The sequence below is a fragment of the Paenibacillus oryzisoli genome (genome assembly GCF_050467285.1).
Lineage (GTDB): Bacteria > Bacillota > Bacilli > Paenibacillales > NBRC-103111 > Paenibacillus_E > Paenibacillus_E oryzisoli_A.
In genome coordinates this window covers 86,454-108,969 of sequence record NZ_JBCMUN010000005.1, presented here as the reverse complement: position 1 = coordinate 108,969, position 22,516 = coordinate 86,454, and the positions used below count along the sequence as shown (strand labels likewise).

The following is a 22,516-nucleotide window of genomic DNA, read 5'->3' as shown; positions in this document are numbered from 1 at the left end:
AGGAGTTATCGCGAGATGAATATCATTGAACTGAAAGATATTACGAAAACATACAAGCGCGGTGAAGAAGACCTCCCGATTTTGCGCGGCATCTCGCTTTCTGTCGAAGAAGGGGACTTTGTCGCCATCATCGGGCCTTCCGGATCGGGTAAATCCACGCTGATGAATACGATCGGATTGTTGGACGTTCCGTCCTCGGGCAGCTACATGCTTGACGGGGTCGTCACAGAGAAAATGAACGACAACGAGCTGGCGTCGCTGCGCAACCAGAAGATCGGCTTTATTTTTCAGCAGTTTAATCTGCTGCCTCGCTTAACGGCAATGGAGAACGTGGAACTGCCGATGATCTATGCAGGCATTCCGAAAAAAGAGCGCCGAGAGCGCGCGCAGGCGATGCTGACGATGCTCGGCATGGGCCAGCGCGGCCATCACAAGCCGAGCGAGCTGTCCGGCGGTCAGCAACAGCGCGTCGCGATCGCCCGGGCATTGGCGATTTCGCCTTCGCTGATTCTCGCCGACGAACCGACAGGCGCGCTCGATTCCCGTACCGGCGAAGAGGTGCTGGAACTTATCCTGCAATTGAATGCGCAGGGAAACACGATCGTGCTCATCACGCATGATCATCATATTGCGGACAATGCGAAGCGAGTCGTCGCTTTGAGAGACGGCGTCATCATCGATGACTACCGCAACAGTGAGAAGCGCCGCCAAGAGCAAGAGGTGAGCGTATGAGGCTGAGAGAACTGATTGGCATGTCCATGCGGACAATTATTTCCAGTCCGATGCGAACTTTTTTAACCATGCTCGGCGTGATTATCGGGGTGAGCTCGGTCGTGACGCTTGTGTCGATCGGCCGGGGAACTTCGGAGCAAATCGCCAAACAATACGAGAATATGGGGACGAACCTCCTCGTGGTCACAGCAACAGGAACCGGGCGGGCTACGCAGCTCAGTTACGACGATCTGATGAACTTCGAGAATTTTCCCGAATTCAAATCGATCGCGCCGACGATGAGCAAAAACGGTTCCAACATTAAGTACGACCGAAAACAAGAGAAGTACAACGTGCTCGGGACGAATGACCGTTATTTTGACATTATTAAAGCGACGATCGATAAAGGCCGCAACTTGTCGCCGACTGACCTGGAGTTTCGCTCGAATGTGGCGGTGCTCGGCAGCGAGGTCGTGAAGACGTTTTTCGGGCAGCTCGATCCGGTCGGCGAAACGATTAACATTGACGGCGTCGTCTTTACCGTGATCGGAACGCTGAAAGAGAAAGGCTCCAACATCGGCGGCGCGTCCGTCGACAGCTCCGTCATCGTGCCGCTTGAATCCGCCCGCAGGCAGTTCAAGCTGGGCCAAATTCGGACAACGTATGTCGAAGCGCCGACGAAAGACGATATTTATGCGGCGCAAGAAACAATGAAGCAATACTTGACGTATAAATTCAAAAGCGATTCCGGGTTCGTCCTGACGAATCAGGACGAACTGCTCAAGGCACGGACGGAAGCAACCAATACACTTACGAATCAGTTAGTGGCGGTTGCCCTGATTTCCTTGCTGGTTGGGGGCATCGGCATTATGAACATTATGCTCGTCACCGTCAGTGAAAGAACCCGGGAAATCGGGATTCGCAAATCGATCGGGGCCAAGAGACGCAATATTTTGCTTCAATTCCTTGTCGAAGCCGTAGTGATCAGCGGGATGGGGGGCTTGGTCGGACTTGTTCTGGGAATCGGGTTCGCTTATTTCCTGCCTTACTTCAGCCCGAAACAGACCACGAGCATCTCAGTCGATGTCAGCTTGTATTCGTTCCTGTTCTCTGTGCTGGTCGGCGTTATCTTCGGCCTGTATCCGGCGAACAAAGCATCCAAGCTGCGTCCGATCGATGCATTGCGTTCCGATTGATGCCACAGCTCAGCAATCATTCATCTATGAGACTGCGAGGGAAAGAAGCGGTACTTCCTTTCGTCGCAGTCTCCAAGGAGGACTTTTCGTGAATCAACCACGTACGATGAAACGCTTGCTCAGCCGCTCCGCTTTGCTGATGACGGCTGCAAGCTTCCTGACCCTGCCTCTTGCCACGAGCGCATTTGCCGGCAAAGAAGGCGTTTTTCTCAGCGATTCCGTTTACTTCACGCTGGACCGGGTCCTGCTTTCGACGGGTGCGGAGGACAGCTCGCTGCGCTTCACACTCGATCTGACCAACAACAGTCCCTATACGGTCGATTTCAATAATTACGGCGTCAAAGTCATTGACGCAAACGGCTATTCTTATACCGCACGGTTAAGCGAAAAGGCGAACGCGCGCGTGAAGGCCGGCGATGTCGGCGCCTTCAAATTCACGTCCGAGCTCCCGGCGAGCGTGTCCTCTTCCGATTTAAAAGTCGATATTTTCCGTTGGAACGATCGTTCCAGCTCGGACATCGGCGCTTTGTCGGTTGAAGCGGCGATGGCGGAGGCAGGGCAATCGGCTCAACAGCAAGCGGTAATTAATTTAAAAGACATTGATTCCACGCTGGCGGAAGACAGCTACGTGACCGCACAGCTGGGCCGAAGCTATAAAGTGTTTAAAGACAATGCCTGGATGGTGTACACCGAAGTCGTTCTGGAAAACTTAGGAACATCCAATGTGAAGCTCCCGGACGGTCTGGAAACCAGTCTGATGGACGGCAAAGGGTTAACCTATACGGCGACCTTTACTTCCGGCGCCGCGCCGTCGCTGCTGCCGCAGCAGCCGGTGAAGGCGATGCTGGCCGCGGCCGTACCCGTTTCGCTGGATACGGGCAAGCTGGATCTGTTGTTCTCGCCGAAAGGCAAGGTCAAGTCGACAGTGCTGGGCTCGCTGAACGTGTCCAAGACGTTCGATGTTGCCGGCATCGGCGACAAGACGGCGTATCCGCCTGCCGACGCAAATGAGGATGCATCGGGTTTGGTCATTAACACAACGTGGGCCGCAGCCAGCAAACAGCCGGACGGGCTGCACGTGCAGGCGAACGTGACGCTCACGAACACGAGCGACGGCATCTTGACGCTGCCGACGCTGTCTGGGCAGTTCCAGGCGGTGCGCAGCAGCGTGATCGTATCTTCGAGCGACAACGCTTCGCGCTCCACGTATTTGTCCCCGAACGAGTCGACGACGTACCGTTTCTCCGGTATTTTGCCGGCAAGCCTGGGTGCGGATGCGCTCCAGCTCGTCGTGCTGGAGAAGCAGGCGGCCGCTGCGGCTGCTGCCGGCCAGCAGGGCGCGGCGCAGGCGAATGCCGCGCAAACCGCGCTGCCGGTCGCGGTCACGTCGCTCGCCGGCGCCGGCAGCGGCGGGGAAGTGACGTCGTACGCGTCCGCGCAGGATTATACGATCGGCACGGTGATGCCGATCTCATCGAATACGGCGATGGATTCCAACGTCGATCTATCGCTGGTTGAGATGGGCATGAGCGAAAGCGCCGATTTTGGCTATAAAACGATCGTAGCGAAGTACAAGCTGACGAACAAAGGCACCTCGTCCGTGACGCTGCCGGATTTCCAATCGGAGCTGACGAATGCGGACGGTTATACGTATACAGGGATTCGCCAGACGACGACTGCGAAAACGATCGCGCCGAATACGAGCTACGTGCTGAGCTACTCGTACATGGTGCCGGGCGAAGAGAAAGCGGACAAGCTGGCGCTTCAACTGTACGATCCGAACCGCATGTCGATGGGAGCGTACAAAACGGCGGTACAGCCGATCGCCGAAACGGGGCCGATGTCCATCTATCCGTTTAACGTCGATCTCAAGGATTTCTCCGTCAGCGCGACGTACAGCAAGGATTCCTCCTATGCGTACCGGATGCGAGTGGACCTCGATGTGACGCGTCAGGCTCAGGTCATTACAGACGCCAACTTCTCGTCGCTGTCATTCGAGGTTGTCGACACCGAGGATCGGGTTCTCAGTTCGAAGGTGATGACGTTTACCGGCCAGGGTAAAATCTTGTCCGGCATTCAGTTCATCGACTTCGGCAACATCCGCAACGATCAGTTGAATTCGGATGTACGCATTCAAATTTACGAAGTGGTGACCACGCCGAACGGCGATGCGAAGCGTCTGCTGCGGACGTTGGAGCCGTAGACAAACGATGTGAAACAAAACAAAACAGCCCGAAGGGTCAACTGACCTTTCGGGCTGTTTGTTTTTAGCTATTTTTGGATGGCCGCATAGCCTTCGTCGATGAGATCGAGGCGTCCGGTTTCCGGATCGATAATCAGGCCGTGAACCGGCAGGTTTTTAGGAAGAAGAGGATGATTGCGAATGACCTTGACACTGTTCTCGATGCCGTCGCGCACATGATTGAAGCCTGTCAGCCATGTGTCGAGGTTGATGCCCGCATGACCCAGCGTTTCGATAACGTCGTCGGAGATGCCGCGGATTTTCGCTTGTTTCAGCACGTTCTCGGAGTTGAGACCCGTCATCCCGCAATCGTAATGACCGACAACGAACACTTCATCTGCTTCAAGCGCATAGACCGCTACGATAATGCTCCGCATAAGGGAACCGAAAGGGTGGGAGACGATCGCGCCGGCGTTTTTAATAATTTTCGCATCGCCGTTGTGCAGGTTCATCGCCTTGGGGAGCAGTTCGGTCAGGCGCGTGTCCATACAGGTGACCACGACCATCCGCTTGTCCGGAAATTTGGTCGTCAGAAACTCCTGATACTGCTTCGTTTCCACAAAATCCTTGTTGTAATCCATGATATTGTTAATTAAAGACATCCGCATTCCCTCCACATTGTGATTGTGTGCTGTTAGTTATGATCTGTGTGCAGCAGCTCGATGATCGACCAGGCTCATACTTGCATTGTAAATTTGGTTATTACTCTTCAGAATATAAGATTTTGTTGCTTCGTTAAAGTCGAGTTTCATGTGTTCCTCGAAAAAGATTTCGTCCTTCGCCTTATAAAATACCGGCACGAGGTTGGTCGCAGCGCTTAAATCGCCTGCCGCCGTTTCGGACAGAAGCCACAGCGTCGGAACGCCGTTGACGGAGCAGCCGCAGCCTTCGGTATCGAAGACAAGCTTCAGAAACGTGCCCGGCTCTTGCAGCGAAGGGGTTAGCCTGGCGACTGCGGATTCGGTAAACGTGATGTTCAACGTAGTCATCTCCTTTTCGCGATTCGAATATGTTTAGCCTTGTAGAAGCATTCTTATTATCTTAGCATACCCGGAAGGGATTTGCTTCTGTTTCATTCGCGAAGTATGATAAAACTAGAAACTTTTGGGAGGGATCGAGCTATGTCAGGACAAGACGCAGCAGCGAAATTGCAGGCATTTAAAGCCTATATTCGGAAAATGAAGCAGTATGAAGAGGCGATTGCCTTAATTTATTGGGATATGCGCACAGGCGCGCCGAAGAAGGGGATCGAAACCCGCTCCGAGGTTGTGGGCGAGCTGTCCACGGAAGTGTTCCGGATGTCGACGTCCGAGGAAATGGGCGGTTATCTGGACTTTTTCATGCAGGAGGAAGAGCTGGCGAAGCTCGATGACATTTCCCGTAAAATGGTGCTCGAATGCAAGAAGGAATACGATCGCAGCAAAAAAATCCCGGCCGAGAAATATCAGGCCTATGTGGTGCTGACCTCGCAGGCGGAGTCGGCGTGGGAAGACGCCAAGCATCATTCGGATTGGGCCTCGTTCCAGCCGTACCTGGAGAAAATCGTCGCGACCACGCAGGAATTCATCGAGCTGTGGGGTTACGAGGGGCATAAGTACAACACCTTGCTCGATATGTACGAGCCCGGCATGACCGTCGAGAAGCTCGACGAAGTGTTCGGCGCGCTGCGCCAGAAGGCGGTTCCGCTGCTTCAGCGCATCCAGGCGGCGCCGCAGCCGAAGCGCGAGTTCCTCGATCAGCAGTTCGACATCTCGAAGCAGAAGCAGTTCTCGCTTGCGATCCTGAAGCAGATGCAGTATGACTTTGAAGCGGGTCGTTTGGACGAAACGGTGCATCCGTTCGCGACGGCGCTGAACCCAGGCGACGTGCGGATCACGACGCGCTACCTGCCAAACGACATTACGTCGGCGCTGTTCGGCACGATTCACGAGGGCGGTCATGCGCTGTATGAGCAGAACATTTCCAAAGACCTTGTCGGCACGAACCTGTGCACAGGCACGTCGATGGGCATTCATGAGTCGCAGTCCCGGTTCTGGGAAAATGTGATCGGCCGCAGCAAAGCGTTCTGGGAACGCTATTACGGCGAGCTGCAAAGCACGTTCAGCGGGCAAATTGATGATGTGGATGTCGACACGTTCTACAAGGCGATCAATCACATTGAACCTTCCTTGATTCGGATTGAAGCAGACGAATTGACGTACAACTTACATATTATGATTCGCTACGAATTGGAAAAAGGGCTGTTCGCCGGCACCCTGGCCGTCGCGGATTTGCCCCAGGCGTGGAATGCCAAATACGAAGAGTATTTGGGCGTGACACCGGCGAACAATGGAGAGGGCGTGCTCCAGGACGTGCACTGGTCCGGCGGCGCATTCGGCTATTTCCCATCGTACGCGCTGGGGAACATGTACGCGGCGCAGTTCACGCATACGCTCCGTAAAGAGCTGCCTGATTTTGAAGCATACATTGCCCAGGGCAATCTGGCGCCGATCAAAGATTGGCTGACGGAGAAGATTTATCAGTATGGCAAATCGCAGACGCCGAATGAAATCGTGCAGCGGGTGACCGGCGAGGAACTCAATCCGGATTATTTGGTTGCTTATTTGGAAGAGAAATATCAAGCGGTGTACGGGATTTAGCGGATAAGATCTGAAATGAAGGGCACAGCGGCAGTACCCTGTACCCAATTGGAATGTGGAAAACCTTCTCGAGCTTTGGCTCGGGAAGGTTTTTTGCTGTGCGCTCGCTCGGATCGGCCGTTCATCTTGGCAGACGTCCGCCGATTTGGCGCATACCAGCGCTTGCCTGACGACTTCCTGCAAAAACTACAGGTCATTTGCCCGAAACAGGGGCAAATCGTATGTAATCATGTAAAACATGCAGTTAAATTCCGTCACCGCGGCCATTTTCTGCAGGAATGGGGCTGTATGCGCTGATTTAACTGTAGGAAATACAGGTACCTTCGCAAAATTCGGCTATTTTCCAAAGTATGATGTAGGAAATGCAGGTTCTCGCGAGAGAGGCTACGGTGGAAATATCGCCAAGCGCTCCAGTATTCCCAAGTCCCTTCAAGTAGCTAAATGTCTGTCGGCGGCAGCGAGAAACCACGAAGCTCATGCAACTTTCCGTGGAACCATTAACCCCTTTCTGGGCTCCTGCATAGAATACTGTACAACGATGAACGGAGGGACGTTCGATGAGAATCACGAAAAAATGGTCGCTTACGCTGGCCGTCGTCCTGCTGCTTAGTCTAATGGCGACAGCGTGCGGGGGTAAAAAGGAAGAAACAACGAAGGTGCGTATCGGCGAGGTGACCCGCTCTTTATTTTATGCGCCGGAGTACGTGGCTTTGTCACAGGGCTTTTTTAAAGAGGAAGGGCTGGATGTGGAACTGACGACAACGCCAGGCGGGGACAAAACGATGACGGCGCTCCTGTCGAATACGATTGACGTTGCACTGGTCGGGTCGGAGACCTCGATCTACGTGTCACAGCAAGGTTCGGATGATCCAGTGATTAACTTTGCGCAGCTTACGCAAACGGATGGCACGTTCCTCGTGGCACGGAAGAAACCCGACAAATTTGATTGGAATTCACTCAAAGGGTCCGTTTTCCTTGGCCAACGTAAAGGCGGCATGCCGCAAATGGCGGGGGAATTCACGCTGAAGAAGCATAGCATCGATCCGCAGAAGGATCTGCAGCTCATTCAAAACATCGACTTCGCCAACATCGTAACCGCGTACGCCTCGGGCACTGGCGAGTACGTCCAATTGTTCGAGCCGCAAGCATCGATCGTTGAGCAAGAGGGCAAAGGCTATGTTGTCGCCTCCTTCGGTGTCGAGAGCGGTCAGTTGCCATACACCGTCTTTATGGCGAAGCAAAGCTTCATGAAGGCGAACCCCGGCACGATTCAAAAATTTACAAACGCCATTCAAAAGGCGCAGCTCTGGGTGGCCGCGAAAAGCGTAGATGAGATCACAGAAGCAGTAAAGCCTTATTTTCAAGATATTGATGTTGCCATTATCAAGAACGTCGTCAAACGCTACAAAGACCAAGGCTCGTTTGCAACCGACGGCATTGTAGACGAGGCGGAATGGAACAATTTGCTGGATGTCATGACCTCGGCCGGAGAGCTGAAAGAGAAAGTCGCTTGGAGCAAGCTCGTTGACAACTCTTACGCTGAGAAGGCGAAAGCGAACGTGAAGTAACAATCTGACGAAGCAGGGTCGTCGACAAGGAGGCAGGGACCATGACATCCGCTGTAAAAGTAACAGGAGTCACACACGTCTATGTGACGGATGAACGGGCGACGCTCGCCGTGCAGGACATTGATTTTGCGATCGGGCAAGGGGAATTCGTCTCGCTGATCGGTCCCAGCGGCTGCGGCAAGACGACCCTCTTGTCCATGATCGCGGGGCTGATCGTGCCTACAGCGGGCGGAATCGACGTTGGCGGAGAGCCCGTTCGCGGGCCTTCCTCCAAGGTCGGCTACATGCTCCAGCAGGACTATCTATTTCCGTGGCGTACGATTGAGGCCAACAGCTGGTTCGGGCTTGAACTTGAAGGCAGGCTGACCCGTGAAACAAAACAAAACATCTTGGAGCTGCTGGATGAAATGGGGCTGCTTCGCTTCAAGGACTATTACCCCACGCAGCTTTCTGGCGGGATGAGGCAACGGGTAGCGCTCGTGCGGACGCTGGCGACGGATCCGGAGCTGCTGCTGCTCGACGAGCCGTTCTCCGCGCTCGATTATCAAACCAAGCTGCAGCTGGAGGACCTCGTGCTCCGTACGCTGCGAGCGAAGAAGAAAACGGCGCTGCTCGTCACGCACGACATGTCGGAGGCGATTGCGATGAGCGATCGCATTCTCGTGCTAGACCCGAACCCGGGCAGGCTGCGGCGGGTGTTCGACGTACCGGCCGACATTCGCAGCGCTTCGCCGCTGCTGGCTAGGGAGCTGCCGAGCTTCCACGGACTTTTCCGCGAGGTGTGGCAGGAATTTGGAGGTGAGAGCGATGCCGACCGATAAAGACAAACTTATGGAGGAAGCGCATGGGGCGCATCTGAAGGCGCTGAAGAAGCAAACCGTCTGGGTGCGCGTCGTGCAGGCCGCGATCCTCCTTGTGTTCCTGCTGCTCTGGGAGGCAGCTGCCCGATTGAAATGGATTGACGTACTGCTGTTCAGCTACCCGACGAAAATCCTCCGTCTGCTCTGGGATAAGTTGCTCGACGGCACCTTGCTGCCCCATGTCGGCGTGACGATCGAGGAGACGTTGATCGGTTTCGTGCTAGGCACCTTGTTCGGCACCCTGCTGGCGGTGCTCATCTGGTGGTCGCCCTTTCTATCGCGTGTGCTCGATCCGTACATCGTCGTGCTGAACAGCATGCCGAAGGTCGCGCTCGGCCCGCTATTTATCGTAGGACTTGGGCCTGGCCTCATGTCCATTATTGCGACGACGCTGTCGATTACCGTCATCATCACAACGCTGGTCGTATATGGAAGCTTCAAGGAAGTCGACCCGAACTACGTCAAAGTCGTCAAACTGTTCGGCGGTACGAAGCGGCAAGTATTTCTGCAGGCCATCCTTCCGGCGTCGTTTCCGGCGATTGTCTCTACCCTGAAGGTCAACGTTGGCCTCGCCTGGATCGGCGTGATCGTCGGGGAGTTTCTTGTGGCGAAGGAAGGCCTGGGCTATTTGATCATCTACGGCTTTCAGGTATTTAATTTTACATTGGTCATTTCTACCTTGTTTGTGATCGCGGTTGTCGCAACCGTCATGTACCAACTGGTGGCAAAGCTGGAGAGGCGGCTGACCCGGCACAGATAAAGCCCCTTGTCACGTAAGGAACTTAATGGAATAATGAAGCCCATAGAGAGAACCTGCAAGGAGGGGGAGACTATGGGCTTTCGTGTGTGGAAAACGGCTGTCGCCGTCGTCATTGCGATGTATCTGGCTTATCTGTTTGGCGTGCATTCGCCGGGCGCTGCGGCGCTGCTTGCTATTTTGGGCGTTGAAGTGACGAAAAAGAAAGGCATTCGCAGCGCGCTGCACCGCATCGCGGCTTCGATTCTGGCTTTACTGATCGGTTCTGGTCTGCTGCTACTGTTCGGGTTTCAAATTTGGGTGGTCGGCGTGTTCGTGCTGCTTGTTTTCCCGCTGCTGCATCGTCTTCGGATCAGTGAAGGCGCCGTGACCGGCGCGGTTGTGATGCTGCATCTGTACGCCTATGAGGACGCAGGGCTTCATGCTGTGCTGAATGAACTGTATTTGCTCGCGATCGGGCTCGGGACGGCCACGCTGATCAACATTGCGTACATGCCCAAAACCGAACATCAACTGACCGCGCATCGCAAGGAAGTAGAGCGGCTGTTTTCCGCGATTTTCATGCATATTGCGAATCATCTGCGCGACAATACGATTGTCTGGGACGGCAAGGAGCTGCTGGAAGCGGGCGAAGCGATTGAGCGCGGCGCGGACTTGGCGAAGCGGACGATGGATAATACGCTGCTTTTCGGGGGCGATCCGTACTGGCGGGTGTATTTTTACATGCGAGGGGAGCAACTGGAGTCGATTACGCGTATGATGGATCTTGTGGCTCAGGTGTACCAGACTTTGCCGCAGGGCGAACTGGTCGCCGCGATCTTCGAAGATATTAGCCAAACTGTCAAGGAAGACTACTATACAGGCAAGGCCAAGAAAGAATTGCAAGAGCTGGACAACCGTTACAAAGCGATGCCGCTGCCTGGAAGCCGCGAGGAATTTGAGGTGCGGGCCGCGATATTACAGCTTAATCGGGAGCTTATGCAGTTTTTGGCCATTGCGAAAAAGCAAAAAAAGCACCGCCCGGCGGCGGGTTGACTCTGACAGAAATCCCTAGGTTTAAGGCTCAAAAATAATATAAAATAATTGTCACTCTAGACTGGTGTCCTGCATACAATTGTAAGGAATGATTGTATGGAGGAGGTTGAAAGGATGTCATTAGATAAAGATTTGCAGTGCAGAGAGATCATTACAAAAGCTGTCTGCGGTAAAGGGCGCAAATTTTCGCATGTAAGTCATACCGTGACTCCGCCTTATTCTCCAACCAGTATCTTGGGCGCTTGGATTATTAATAATCAATTCGAGGCGGTCCATTCTGGCGAGGGCGTAGAGGTAGTTGGTACTTACGATATCAACATCTGGTATTCTTACGATCGCAACACGAAAACAGACGTAGCCAAAGAAACCGTTTCTTATGTAGAAGTCGTCGGACTAAGCTATTTGGACAAAAAACATAAGCCGACGACGGCGGAAGTATCCGCTGTCGCAACGCAAGAGCCCAACTGTGTGGAAGCCAGCATCTCCTCGAGCGGCGACAGCGTGATTATTCGAGTGGAACGGGAGTTTCAAGTGGAGCTTGTGGCCGAAACGAAAGTGTGCGTAGTCGTTTGTGCGAACGGCTGCAACGATTTCGACGACAAACACGTGGACTTCGACGACAGCGGAGATTTCGAGGATCTGGACGCTGAGCTGCTCGAAGACGAATTGGATTGAGGGAGCGGCAAATCTCCTAAGGAACTTTATACGCTAGTGTATGCTGGCCTATCGGGTTCGGCAGAGGGCATTTGCCCTCTTTTTTGTTGTATACGGGAAAATAGGCGTAAATACCGGCTTCAGCGCTCATCCTGGCAAGCGAAGGAGTAGTGGAGACATGGAATCGTTCTTTTTACACGGAGGAGAAAAAGATGCAGTAGCGCTGGCCGACCTGCTTCACATCCCCAGCGGCAGCAAATTGCCGGAGGGGTGGCAGGGTCACCGACTTATCCACTGGGGCGCCGCGCATGACGAATGCCCCCGGCAGCCTGCACTGCAGCCGCTGAAGGCTGCCATTCGGGCGCAAAACCGCCGCAAGCGGGAAGAGCTGCTGGAGCTTCACGGCCTCAAAACGATGGCGTCCTATGCGCGACGGGAGCAGGAGCAAGCGCCGCAGCGGCTGTTCAAGACGAAGTATAAAGTCGCGGTTTTTCATCTCCAGACCCTTGTTGTCTATGAGAAAAAGGAAACGCTGCTTCTGGCGGAGCGGTCGCTGCAAGATCAACGGCTGGCGGGCCAAAAGTCGGCGTACATCGAAGTGCCCCCCGCGCAGATCAATTATCACGTTCGCCGTGCGTGCCGGGAGTCGATTAAAGCGATTTACGCGCTGGGGATCGACTACGGACTCGTGAGCATTGGCATCACGGTTGATGGGCATACACTTGTGCTTGATGTGGAGCCGGCGCCGCGGCTGAATGACAAGCTGCAGGCGGTGTTTGCACAAGCGATCAACGCGTATGACCGTGCGTGCACGGAGGAGCTGCAGCGCGTGGAGCGGGTGGTGCTCGGTTGCGACCCCGAATTTCTGCTGCGCAGCCCGGAAGGCAAGGTCGTCTTTGCCGACCGCTTTTTGACGCGGGACGGCGCCGTTGGCAGCGATGCAATCGTGCTGAGCGGGCATCGGCTTATTCTGCCGTTGGCGGAGCTGCGCCCGCAGCCGACGTCCGATCCGCTGCAGCTCGTCAGGCATGTGCATGCGACGATGGGGCTGGCCGCGCGCAAAATTACGGACTCGCGCCTCGCCTGGCTCTCTGGCGGCATGCCCGTGAAGGGCTATCCGCTCGGCGGGCACCTGCATTTCAGCCGGTGCTGGCTGAATGCGCATTTGCTGCGAGCGCTTGACAATTATGTGGCGCTGCCGCTTATTTTGCTCGAGAGCGAATCGACGCGGGGGCGAAGGCCGCGGTACGGATTCCTCGGCGATTATCGCCGAAAATCGCACGGCGGCTTCGAATACCGCACCCTGCCCAGTTGGTTGGCTTCGCCTTTGATTACTGGCGGCGTTTTTGCGCTCGCCTCGCTTGTGGTGGGGGGCTATGAACAGCTTAGGTACCAGCCGCTGTTGGATAAGGATATCCAAAAGGCCTACTACTGCGGCGACAAAGCGCGATTGCACGGAGTCGTCGCCGCGCTCTGGCAGGAGCTTCGAAAGCTGCCTGGTTACGAAGTGCATGCCGGCCTGTTGGATCGCTTTTACGAGCGCGTCATGTCGATGGAACCCTGGGACGAAAGCGCGGACATTCGGGAAGCATGGAAAATTGCGGCCGGCTCGTCGAAAGAAGCCAAGGAAGAAAGAATCGTGCTATAATAGATGAACGATAGAGAGAAGCTGCCTGACTTGCAGTTGCTGCGCGGCTTGGCCTGTACTGACGGCCTGCCGGCAGCGGGGCTGCTTTTCTGCGTGTCTTTGAAAACAAACTAGTAGTTTCATAGCATAAGTGGCAATAGAGTTCAGGTAGAGGTTGGGGGAAACAAGGTGGCTGCATACACGCCGATGATTCAGCAGTACCTCGCCGTTAAGGCGCAGGTGCCGGATGCATTTTTGTTTTTTCGGTTAGGCGATTTCTATGAGATGTTTTTTGAGGATGCGATTAACGCGTCACGTGAGCTCGAGATTACGCTAACTGGCCGCGAAGGCGGCGTTGAGGAGAAAATTCCGATGTGCGGCGTCCCGCATCATTCGGCCGAAACGTACATGGCCCGTCTGGTGGAAAAAGGGTACAAAGTCGCGATTTGCGAGCAAACGGAAGATCCGTCGCAGGCGAAAGGCGTCGTGAAGCGGGAAATCGTGCGGATCGTGACGCCGGGAACCGTCATGGACAGCAAGCTGCTGGGTGAGGCCAGCAATAACTATATCGTTTCGCTCGCAGGGGGCGAGCAGGGGTACGCTTTCACGGCTTGCGACATTTCGACAGGTGAACTGTATACCACGCAATTGCCGGGCTCCTGGGAGCTTGTGCTGGACGAGATGAACGTCTACAACCCATCAGAAATTGTGACGGACAGCAGGATCATCTCGGCGATCCGCGAGTCCGGCGCAGCATGGGGACGCAATTTGGTGCTGACCGAATGGACGCGCGCGGATGAAGGGTTGCTGGAGGAGCATTTTGCGGAGGATAGCGCCCGTCAGGAGCTTTCGTCTTTGAGCCGGCACGGTGTGGCCCTGCTGCTAGCTTATTTAAAGGAAACGCAAAAACGCGCATTGACGCATGTGAAGCATATTCGCATCTACGAGCCGACCCAATATATGACGATGGATCCGTTCACCCGCCGGAACCTGGAGTTGGTAGAGACGGTGCGGGAGCGGGCGAAAAAAGGATCTCTGCTCTGGCTGCTCGACAAAACGGTGACGGCCATGGGCGCGCGGCTGCTGCGCCGCTGGATCGAGAAGCCGCTCATGAGCGTGGCCCGGATCGAAGAGCGGCTGGAAGCGGTCAATCTGCTGTACAACCAGCTGATCGTCCGGGAAGACGTCAAAAGCGCGCTCAAGGAAGTTTACGACTTGGAGCGTCTCGTTGCGCGCATTTCGTACGGCAACGCGAACGCCCGCGATATGGTGGCGCTGAAGCATTCACTGATGCAGGTGCCAACGCTTCAGCAAGTGTGCGCGGCGTCCGGATCGGAAACCTTGCGCAAACTCGTGGCGGATATGGACGACTGCGCCGACGTGATGTCGTGGATCGCCGGCGCCATTGTGGACGAGCCTCCGGTTTCGATCCGCGACGGCGGTATGATCCGGGAGGGCTATCAGCCTTACCTCGATCAGCTGCGCGAAGCGAGCACGAACGGCAAGCAGTGGATTGCCGAGCTGGAACGCAAGGAGCGTGAGGCGACGGGCATCAAGTCCCTGAAGATCGGCTACAACAAAGTGTTCGGCTACTTCATTGAAGTGACGAAAGCGAACATGTCCGCCTTGCAGGAAGGCCGCTACGAGCGCAAGCAGACGCTGGCGAACGCCGAGCGGTATGTGACGCCGGAGCTCAAAGAGAAGGAATCGCTCATTCTGGAAGCGCAGGATAAAATGGTCGATCTGGAATATGAGCTGTTTACGGAGCTGCGCGACCGGATTTCCCAGCATATTTCCAGATTGCAAAAGCTGGCGGAGGTCATCGCCACCGCCGATGTGTACCAATCGCTGGCCGCGGTTTCGGCGGCGCAGCATTTCAAGCGGCCCGAGATCGGCGAAGGCTTCGATCTCGAGATTAAGGATGGCCGCCACCCGGTGGTAGAGGCGGTCATCCAGGACGGCTCGTTCATCGCGAACGATACGAGCCTTGTGCAAGAGCAGGGCCGCATTCTGCTCATTACCGGGCCAAACATGGCCGGTAAGAGTACCTACATGCGGCAAGTGGCCGTGATCTGCCTGATGGCGCAGATCGGCTGCTTTGTGCCTGCGGCATCCGCGCGCATCCCGGTCACCGACCGGATCTTCACGCGGATCGGCGCCGCCGACGATCTCATCGGCGGGCAGAGCACGTTCATGGTCGAGATGATGGATATCCAGGTCATGACCGAGAAGGCGACGCGGCAAAGCCTCGTTATCATCGATGAACTGGGTCGCGGCACCTCGACCGGAGAGGGCATGGCGATTGCGCAAGCCGTCATCGAGTTTCTGCACGACCGCATCGGCTGCAAGACGCTCGTATCGACGCACTTCCATGAGCTGGCGCATCTCGAGGAGAGCCTCGCGAACTTGCGCAATCACTGCATGGCCGTCAAAGAAAGCGGCCGGCAGGTGACGTTTATGCGCAAGCTGATTCCTGGAGCGGCGAGCACGAGCTACGGCATCTACTGCGCCGAAATCGCAGGGCTGCCGCAGGACATCATCCAGCGCTCCTATGCGCTGCTGCAAGGCTTTGAGGAGCGGGCCGCCGCGGCCGCGCAGAGCGCAGCGGGCATCGAGCCCGGCGCGGCGCGTTCAGCCGGGACGGTGCAGGAGCGGCCGAGCGCGGCGTACGACGCCGGATTCGCGGCCGGACTGGCTGCGGCGTCTTCGGCGGGACTTGCGCCTGAGCCTGCGGTGGTGAGCGCGGCGAGCTCCATGCCGGAATCGCCCGCGCTTGTCGCGGGTCTGGAGTCTGGTGCGCTCTCGGAGGCTTCCGTTGCGTCCGAGTCTGCGGCGACCGCAGCGGCAGCCTCGGAATCCGCATCGCAAAGCGCAGGCGGCATTCAGCAGCTTTCGCTTTTTGACGATGAAGGCGCGCCGCCGGTGCAGAAGAAAAAGCTCGATCCGAAATCGCAGCAGGTGGTCGATCAGCTCAAAGGCGTTGATCTCATCAACATGACGCCGCTTCAGGCGCTCAATCTCGTGTATGAATTGAAGCAAAAGCTGCACTAGGAAGCGTGTTTTCCGACGCTGAGCATTCAACTGTGGAACCGTCGGGTCTGAGGAGGAGCAGGCATCAAAACCTGCAAAAAAGCAGGGGTTTTTCTCATCCTCTCGCTTGATTGGTTGAAATGCCTGCGAATGTAAAGGCTGTCGCTTTTCATTTTTGCAGGAAGAGGAGCTAAATGACGCTATTTGCCCGGATTCGGCTAATTTGGGGTGTCAAAGGGAGAGAGAGAACCTTATTTGCGTCATTCTGGATGAAATGGACGGCTTGAAGGCCAAATAAGGTCATCTGGCTCCGCTTCTCGTTAAAATCCGTGAAATTTACGGAAATAGCGGCGTGTCGTTCCGCAAGTCTCGACAAACGCTGCAGCTCGACATATATCACATGGAAACAGGAGGAACGTGCATGAAAAAGAAAGCGATCAAAGCATTAAAAGTCTCCCTGGCATTCGGCGCTTTACTGGCGGCAATGCCGGTGAATGCGATGGCAGCAGAGGACTTGGCGACGCAGCAGGTGCGTGAAATTATCGGCAAGCTGCATGTGAGCGGCGTGACGATGGAGGATTTGGCTGGTAAGAGCATCGACCAGATGATTGAAGGGCTCAACGATCCGTACACGGTATTTTTCTCAGGGGATCAATATGGGCAATTTACAAATAGCCTGGAAAACAACTATGTCGGCATGGGCGCACGCATCGGTCTCGATGACAAGGGCGTCTATATTGACGAAGTTTTCCCAGGCTCTGCTGCGGAAGCAGCAGGACTTCAGCGGGACGATTACGTGCGCGCCATTGACGGTGTGCCTGCCTCGATAACATCGATCGACGATGTCAGGAACAAAGTGATCGGCGAAGCCGGCACAAAAGTGAAGCTGACGGTGCTGCGCGGGGACAAAGAATTAACCTTTGAGATTACCCGCAAAGGTATCAATGCGCCGGAAGTAACGAGCGCCAGTCTGGCAGGCGGCGTAGGGTATATGGCGATTTCGGATTTTTCGAGCGATGCCGACGAGGATTTTGATACACAGCTCAAAGCGCTGCAAGCCAAAGGGTTGAAGTCGCTTATTATCGATGTGCGGAACAATCCGGGCGGCCTGGTGGATACGGCTCAGAACATTGCGAAGCATTTTGTCAAAGACGGCGTCCTGATTCATACGCGCGACCGTTTTGGCAACGACGATCCGGTTCCAATTACCGGCGGCAGCGAGTTGTCGATTCCGGTTTATATTTTAGCGAATGAAAACAGCGCATCGGCTTCCGAGGTACTGTCCGGCGCTTTGCAGGACTACAACAAGGCAAAAGTGATCGGCGTGCAAACATTCGGCAAGGGCAGTGTGCAGCAGCTTTTTGAATTGGATAATAATAATGCGCTCAAAGTGACCATCGAGGAATATTTGACGCCGAACATGCGCAAGGTGAACAAAGTCGGCATTACGCCGGATGTGAAAGTGGAAGGCAGTGCCGCACAGCTCATTATGGCACTGCAAAAATCCGGCATTAACGACATCACAGTCGGACTTACAAAGCATCGCGTGACGTTCAACGGCGCTGAGCTGAGCGGCGGGACGTTCGGCAACTTCCGTGAGAAGGATCACCTTTTTGCGAATACGCGGGGACTGGCGGCGCTTGTGGGCGCAGGCATTACGTGGAACGATGCGAAGCGGACGGTCGATTTGACGGACGGCAAGAGCACCTTCTCGATTCCAGTGGCGGACGACCAACTGGTGATCGAAGACGGCAACAGCTATGTGAACGTGGATCTGTTCAAAAACTACTTTCCTGGACTGCAAGTGACCGAACAAGGAGACAATGTAACACTTCAAGCTGTAAAGGGGAACTAACCCATGGGTAAAATTCAGCTCCTGAGCGAGCACATCGCAAACCAGATTGCCGCCGGCGAGGTGGTCGAGCGCCCATCTTCCGTAGTGAAGGAACTGGTCGAAAATGCGGTTGATGCCGGAAGCACGCGCATCGACGTAACGATTGAAGAGGGCGGGCTTACCCTCATTCGGGTGGCGGACAACGGCTCCGGCATGGAGACGGAGGACTGCGAGCTGGCGTTCCAACGCCATGCGACAAGCAAAATCGCGACGAGCAAGGACCTGTTCTCGATCCGGACGTTGGGGTTCCGCGGCGAGGCCTTGCCGAGTATCGCGTCGGTGTCGCGGCTGGAGTGCGTGACGAGCGCGACGAACGACGGCTTGGGCCGTAAAATCGTGATCGAAGGCGGCACGATCCGCCATTTTGAAGAAACCGCCGCTTCGCGGGGAACCGAAGTCACGGTTCGCGACCTGTTCTACAACACCCCAGCGCGGCTCAAATATATGAAAACGATCCAGACCGAGCTGGGTCACATCTCGGATTATATGTACCGCTTGGCGCTGGCGCATCCGTCGATCGGATTTTCGCTCAAGCACAACGGCAATTCGCTGCTGCAGACGCTCGGCAACGGGGATCTGCTGCAGGTCATCGCCGGCATTTACGGCACGGCGATTGCCAAGCAAATGCTTTCTCTCCAAGTGGAAAGCTTGGATTACACGATCACGGGCTTCGTGGCGAAGCCCGAAATGACCCGCGCGAATCGCGGAGGCATCTCGACCATCGTGAATGGTCGATACGTGCGCAATTTCGCACTGAATCAGGCTCTGCTGCAGGGGTATCACACCCTGCTGCCGATCAACCGGTTCCCGGTGGCGGCGCTGCACATCGGGATGGACCCGTCCTTGGTGGATGTCAACGTGCATCCATCCAAGCTCGAAGTCCGCTTCTCGAAGGAAGCGGAACTGACGGCTTTGATCGAAGCCGAGGTGAAACGGCTATTCGGCCGTCAGGTGCTGATTCCGCAAGCGGTCAAATCAGCGCCGAAGGGCGCCTTCGTGCAGGAGCAGCTCGATCTGAGCCGCACGTTGGAGTCGTCGCAGCTTGGCGCATCGCCGGTTGTGGATGCAGAGCGCAGTGCGTCGGAACAGGCTGCCCCGACGCTGGCTGAGGCGGCGGCAGAGGCAGGTGCGATGCCGCCGATGGGTAGTTCGGCGCAGCCGCTGTCGAGCGCTGCGCCCTTCCAGCCCGCGGACGCACAGCCGTCCGCGTCCGGCAACCCAGCGCCGCAACAGATCAAGGAGCAGCTCGCGCCTTACCGCGAGCCGCAGTCCCCTGCGGCGTTATCCTGGCGCGCGGACGCTGCCTCCGCGCGCGCCGAAGCTGCGCCCGCTCGCAGCGACGTGTCGCCAGCGAGCGGCATGACCGCGCCGATTCCCGCCAGCACGGCGGGGAATCGGGCCGACAGCGGCCGCGAAGCACTTCGCCCGGCCGAAACGTTCCGCGCCCAGCCTACGGCGCCGACGCGTCCCCCTTCTTTGAGCCAGCAGCGGCAGGCTCATGAGAACTTCCTCGGCGCGCTGCCGGGCAGCGCCGAATCAGACACACCCAAGCTCCCGGCGTTCCCGCAGCTGGAGCCGATTGGGCAAATGCACGGCACGTATCTGGTCGCGCAAAATGAGAGCGGCCTGTACCTGATCGATCAGCATGCTGCGCATGAGCGGATCAATTATGAATATTATTATGAGCGTTTTGGCAATCCTGCTGAGGCCAGCCAGGAACTGCTCGTGCCCATTACGCTCGAATTTACGGCTTCGGAGGCGGGCGTGCTCGCCGAGAAGCTGGGGCTTTTTGAGCAAGCGGGTGTGTATTTGGAATCTTTCGGCGGCAGCACATTTCTTGTTCGTGCCTATCCGCACTGGTTCCCGTCCGGCGAAGAGAAAGGCATTATTGAAGAAATGTGCGAATGGGTGCTGACCGAGCGCAAGGCGCTGGATATTGCCAAGCTGCGGGAAAAAGCGGCGATTATGTGCTCCTGCAAGGCTTCGATCAAAGCGAATCAAGGGCTCAGCATCCTGGAGATGGAAACGCTGATCGACCGCTTGGCGGGCTGCCGCAATCCGTATACGTGCCCGCACGGCCGTCCGATTGTCGTGAGCTTCACCACCTATGAGCTGGAAAAAATGTTTAAGCGAGTGATGTAACCCTGTGATCGTAACCACATCGTATGACCCATCCCCGGAAACGGCGGACTATGCACGCAGCCTTGCCGCCCGTTACGGCGGCAGGTTCGTGCCAAGAAAGAAGTATTCTTTGGAACATCTTAGGAGAAATTATAAGGATGACGGCATTCTGCTTGTGACCCGGGAAGAGATCAGGTACTATGAAGAGGATGAACCGCCCGCATTTTTCCATCCGAGCATGTCGCTCGTCCGGATCAAGCGGATGCTGCGTGGCGAAGCCGACGCACTGATCGAGCTCTCCGGCGCTGCGCCGGGGGATCATGTGCTGGACTGTACGGCGGGGCTGGCGTCCGACAGCATTGTTTTTGCTTTTGCCGTGGGGGATCAAGGCCGGGTAACAGCGCTCGAAAGCGAGGCTGTGCCTGCGATGCTGATTCTGGAAGGGCTCGTTCGCTACGAGTCCGACATTCCCGAGGTGAACGACGCGATGCGGCGGATCGAAGTGAGACGGACAGATCATATGTCCTACTTGCAGCAGGCTGCGTCCGGAAGTGTAGACGTTGTGTATTTCGATCCGATGTTCCGCAGGCCGATTCAGGAGTCGGCTGCAATGTCGACGTTGCGGAGCCGGGCTAACGATGCGGCTGTAAGCGTGGCGGCGATTGCGGAAGCGAAGCGCGTAGCACGCAAATGCATCTTGCTCAAGGAGCACCGGGACAGCTTGGAGTTTGCCAGACTCGGATTCGAAGATGTGCTGCGGTCCACCACGAAAACAACGTATGGAGTGATTCGACTGTGAAAGTACCACCGGCCAAGCCGAAATTACTCGTGCTGCTCGGTCCGACCGCGGTCGGCAAAACCAAGCTCAGCCTGGAAATCGCCCGGCGCTTCAATTGCGAGATTATTTCCGGCGATTCGATGCAGGTGTATCGGGGCATGGATATTGGGACGGCGAAGGCCAGTCCCGAGGAGCAGGCGCTTGTGCCGCATCATTTGATTGATATTCATGATCCCGCCTATCCGTTCTCGGCTGCCGAGTTTCAGGAGCGCGTCAAACAGCTGATCGAAGAGATTCACGGGCGCGGCAAGCTGCCTCTTATCGTCGGCGGTACGGGACTTTATATTGAATCGGTGTGCTATAATTTTCAGTTTACCGATGTGAGCATGGACGAGACGTTCCGTCAGGAGCAGGAAGCGTACGCCGATCAACACGGCGAAGAAGCGCTGCATGCGAAGCTGCGGGAAGTCGACCCGGAAAGCGCGGAGAGACTGCATGCCAACGACCGCAGGCGCGTCATTCGGGCGCTGGAAATTTTCCATGTCTCCGGAGAAACGATGACGTCGCACCTTGCCGCCCAGAAAAAAGAATCTCCTTACGAACTATGTATCATCGGCCTCACGATGGATCGCGCGCTGCTGTATCAGCGGATCGAAGAGCGGATTGATGCCATGATGGCCGAAGGCCTTGTGGAGGAAGTCCAGTCCATTCTGGCTGCCGGCTGCCCGAAGACGGCGATCTCGATGCAAGCACTCGGCTATAAAGAGATTCTCGCCTATCTGGAAGGCGAGCTTAGCCTGGACGGTGCTGTCACGCTGCTCAAGCGCGATACGCGTCGATTTGCGAAGCGGCAGCTCTCGTGGTTCCGTCATATGAAAGACATTCATTGGGTCGATGTGACGGATACGGCAAATTTTTCTGCGCATTTCACAATGATTAGTGATATACTAGCAGGAAAGTTTGGCCATCCAATCGAATATAATTAGCAAATATCACCAATAGAAAATAGCGCCCTTCCGGCGAACGTTTCATTCCATTAAGGGGGACCTACTGATGAACAAAACCATTAACATTCAGGACAATTTTCTGAACCAACTGCGTAAAGAAAGCATACCCGTTACCGTATACTTGACCAATGGGTTTCAAATCAGAGGACTTATTCGTGCATTTGATAATTTCACGATCATTATCGATAGCGAGGGCCGGCAGCAAATGGTGTACAAGCACGCCATTTCGACGTTCACACCGCAGCGCGCCGTCTCCTTAATGGCATCGGCTGAAGCCTCCGAATAAGCGGACACCTTGGCATTTTGCAACTTTTTAATGGCGTGAAGCGTCTAACCGAATAGAAACTTGTGTGGAGCAACCTTTATATAAAGGTTGTTCTTTTATTGAGGTTGTACA

Annotated in this window: 18 protein-coding genes; 16 read left to right on the top strand and 2 right to left on the bottom strand. The window is 55.6% G+C overall.

The window, feature by feature from the left end:
• Positions 1–15: 15 nt before the first annotated feature.
• The 3 genes from ABE504_RS06245 to ABE504_RS06235 all read left to right on the top strand — a co-directional run bounded on the left by ABE504_RS06245 (position 16) and on the right by ABE504_RS06235 (position 4,110).
• On the top strand, positions 16–732 hold the full coding sequence (locus tag ABE504_RS06245) for an ABC transporter ATP-binding protein (RefSeq protein WP_430085977.1): 717 nt from the start codon (positions 16–18) through the stop codon (positions 730–732).
• Positions 729–1,907, top strand: coding sequence for an ABC transporter permease (locus ABE504_RS06240; protein ID WP_430085974.1), 1,179 nt, complete (start codon positions 729–731; stop codon positions 1,905–1,907). The genes ABE504_RS06245 and ABE504_RS06240 overlap by 4 nt, the downstream gene beginning before the upstream one ends.
• A gap of 88 nt (positions 1,908–1,995) precedes the next feature.
• Positions 1,996–4,110 carry a hypothetical protein gene (locus ABE504_RS06235; protein ID WP_430085971.1) on the top strand — a complete coding sequence of 705 codons (2,115 nt, stop codon included), beginning with the start codon at positions 1,996–1,998 and terminating at the stop codon, positions 4,108–4,110.
• 68 nt (positions 4,111–4,178) lie between these two features.
• Here the strand turns inward: ABE504_RS06235 and ABE504_RS06230 are convergent, their stop codons facing one another.
• A complete protein-coding gene (locus ABE504_RS06230; RefSeq protein WP_430085968.1) occupies positions 4,179–4,751 on the bottom strand; it encodes a beta-class carbonic anhydrase in 573 nt (190 codons plus the stop codon).
• 36 nt (positions 4,752–4,787) lie between these two features.
• A complete protein-coding gene (locus ABE504_RS06225; RefSeq protein ID WP_430085966.1) occupies positions 4,788–5,129 on the bottom strand; it encodes an iron-sulfur cluster biosynthesis family protein in 342 nt (113 codons plus the stop codon).
• A gap of 141 nt (positions 5,130–5,270) precedes the next feature.
• On the opposite strand from ABE504_RS06225, the gene ABE504_RS06220 reads away from it, so the two are divergent.
• From ABE504_RS06220 to hfq, 13 genes are all read left to right on the top strand, one after another.
• Positions 5,271–6,788 carry a carboxypeptidase M32 gene (locus ABE504_RS06220; protein WP_430085963.1) on the top strand — a complete coding sequence of 506 codons (1,518 nt, stop codon included), beginning with the start codon at positions 5,271–5,273 and terminating at the stop codon, positions 6,786–6,788.
• A gap of 557 nt (positions 6,789–7,345) precedes the next feature.
• Entirely contained in the window at positions 7,346–8,356 is a 1,011-nt protein-coding gene (locus ABE504_RS06215) for an ABC transporter substrate-binding protein (RefSeq protein ID WP_430085960.1), read from the top strand.
• A gap of 41 nt (positions 8,357–8,397) precedes the next feature.
• Positions 8,398–9,177 carry an ABC transporter ATP-binding protein gene (locus ABE504_RS06210; protein WP_430085957.1) on the top strand — a complete coding sequence of 260 codons (780 nt, stop codon included), beginning with the start codon at positions 8,398–8,400 and terminating at the stop codon, positions 9,175–9,177.
• Entirely contained in the window at positions 9,164–9,976 is an 813-nt protein-coding gene (locus tag ABE504_RS06205) for an ABC transporter permease (RefSeq protein WP_430085954.1), read from the top strand. Before ABE504_RS06210 ends, ABE504_RS06205 begins: the two co-directional genes overlap by 14 nt.
• Before the next feature lie 72 nt (positions 9,977–10,048).
• Positions 10,049–11,008 carry an aromatic acid exporter family protein gene (locus ABE504_RS06200; protein ID WP_430085951.1) on the top strand — a complete coding sequence of 320 codons (960 nt, stop codon included), beginning with the start codon at positions 10,049–10,051 and terminating at the stop codon, positions 11,006–11,008.
• 114 nt (positions 11,009–11,122) lie between these two features.
• On the top strand, positions 11,123–11,683 hold the full coding sequence (locus tag ABE504_RS06195) for an outer spore coat protein CotE (RefSeq protein ID WP_430075568.1): 561 nt from the start codon (positions 11,123–11,125) through the stop codon (positions 11,681–11,683).
• A 157-nt stretch (positions 11,684–11,840) separates the two neighbouring features.
• Entirely contained in the window at positions 11,841–13,310 is a 1,470-nt protein-coding gene (locus tag ABE504_RS06190; protein ID WP_430085948.1) for a putative amidoligase domain-containing protein, read from the top strand.
• Between the two features lie 168 nt (positions 13,311–13,478).
• Positions 13,479–16,340, top strand: a complete 2,862-nt coding sequence (gene mutS, locus ABE504_RS06185) for a DNA mismatch repair protein MutS (protein ID WP_430085945.1) — start codon at positions 13,479–13,481, stop codon at positions 16,338–16,340.
• A gap of 400 nt (positions 16,341–16,740) precedes the next feature.
• Positions 16,741–18,174: a S41 family peptidase gene (locus ABE504_RS06180; protein WP_430085942.1), complete on the top strand. Its 1,434-nt coding sequence runs from the start codon at positions 16,741–16,743 to the stop codon at positions 18,172–18,174.
• Positions 18,175–18,177: 3 nt separating this feature from the next.
• A complete protein-coding gene (mutL, locus tag ABE504_RS06175; protein WP_430085940.1) occupies positions 18,178–20,355 on the top strand; it encodes a DNA mismatch repair endonuclease MutL in 2,178 nt (725 codons plus the stop codon).
• Positions 20,356–20,359: 4 nt separating this feature from the next.
• Positions 20,360–21,133, top strand: coding sequence for a class I SAM-dependent methyltransferase (locus tag ABE504_RS06170; protein ID WP_430085937.1), 774 nt, complete (start codon positions 20,360–20,362; stop codon positions 21,131–21,133).
• The gene (gene miaA / locus ABE504_RS06165; protein WP_430085935.1) at positions 21,130–22,098 is read left to right on the top strand and encodes a tRNA (adenosine(37)-N6)-dimethylallyltransferase MiaA; all 969 of its coding nucleotides are present in this window, start codon (positions 21,130–21,132) and stop codon (positions 22,096–22,098) included. The genes ABE504_RS06170 and miaA overlap by 4 nt, the downstream gene beginning before the upstream one ends.
• A gap of 67 nt (positions 22,099–22,165) precedes the next feature.
• Positions 22,166–22,405, top strand: coding sequence for an RNA chaperone Hfq (hfq, locus tag ABE504_RS06160; RefSeq protein WP_430085931.1), 240 nt, complete (start codon positions 22,166–22,168; stop codon positions 22,403–22,405).
• Positions 22,406–22,516 lie beyond the last annotated feature (111 nt).

Excerpts from the sequence above, each read along its gene's own strand:
- ABE504_RS06200 (WP_430085951.1), top strand. The coding sequence starts at position 10,049 with ATGGGCTTTCGTGTGTGGAAAACGGCTGTCGCCGTCGTCATTGCGATG.
- ABE504_RS06245 (WP_430085977.1), top strand. The coding sequence starts at position 16 with ATGAATATCATTGAACTGAAAGATATTACGAAAACATACAAGCGCGGT.
- ABE504_RS06215 (WP_430085960.1), top strand. The coding sequence starts at position 7,346 with ATGAGAATCACGAAAAAATGGTCGCTTACGCTGGCCGTCGTCCTGCTG.
- ABE504_RS06195 (WP_430075568.1), top strand. The coding sequence starts at position 11,123 with ATGTCATTAGATAAAGATTTGCAGTGCAGAGAGATCATTACAAAAGCT.
- ABE504_RS06240 (WP_430085974.1), top strand. The coding sequence starts at position 729 with ATGAGGCTGAGAGAACTGATTGGCATGTCCATGCGGACAATTATTTCC.
- ABE504_RS06180 (WP_430085942.1), top strand. The coding sequence starts at position 16,741 with ATGAAAAAGAAAGCGATCAAAGCATTAAAAGTCTCCCTGGCATTCGGC.
- hfq (WP_430085931.1), top strand. The coding sequence starts at position 22,166 with ATGAACAAAACCATTAACATTCAGGACAATTTTCTGAACCAACTGCGT.
- mutL (WP_430085940.1), top strand. The coding sequence starts at position 18,178 with ATGGGTAAAATTCAGCTCCTGAGCGAGCACATCGCAAACCAGATTGCC.
- ABE504_RS06210 (WP_430085957.1), top strand. The coding sequence starts at position 8,398 with ATGACATCCGCTGTAAAAGTAACAGGAGTCACACACGTCTATGTGACG.
- ABE504_RS06190 (WP_430085948.1), top strand. The coding sequence starts at position 11,841 with ATGGAATCGTTCTTTTTACACGGAGGAGAAAAAGATGCAGTAGCGCTG.
- ABE504_RS06205 (WP_430085954.1), top strand. The coding sequence starts at position 9,164 with ATGCCGACCGATAAAGACAAACTTATGGAGGAAGCGCATGGGGCGCAT.
- ABE504_RS06220 (WP_430085963.1), top strand. The coding sequence starts at position 5,271 with ATGTCAGGACAAGACGCAGCAGCGAAATTGCAGGCATTTAAAGCCTAT.
- ABE504_RS06230 (WP_430085968.1), bottom strand. The coding sequence starts at position 4,751 with ATGTCTTTAATTAACAATATCATGGATTACAACAAGGATTTTGTGGAA.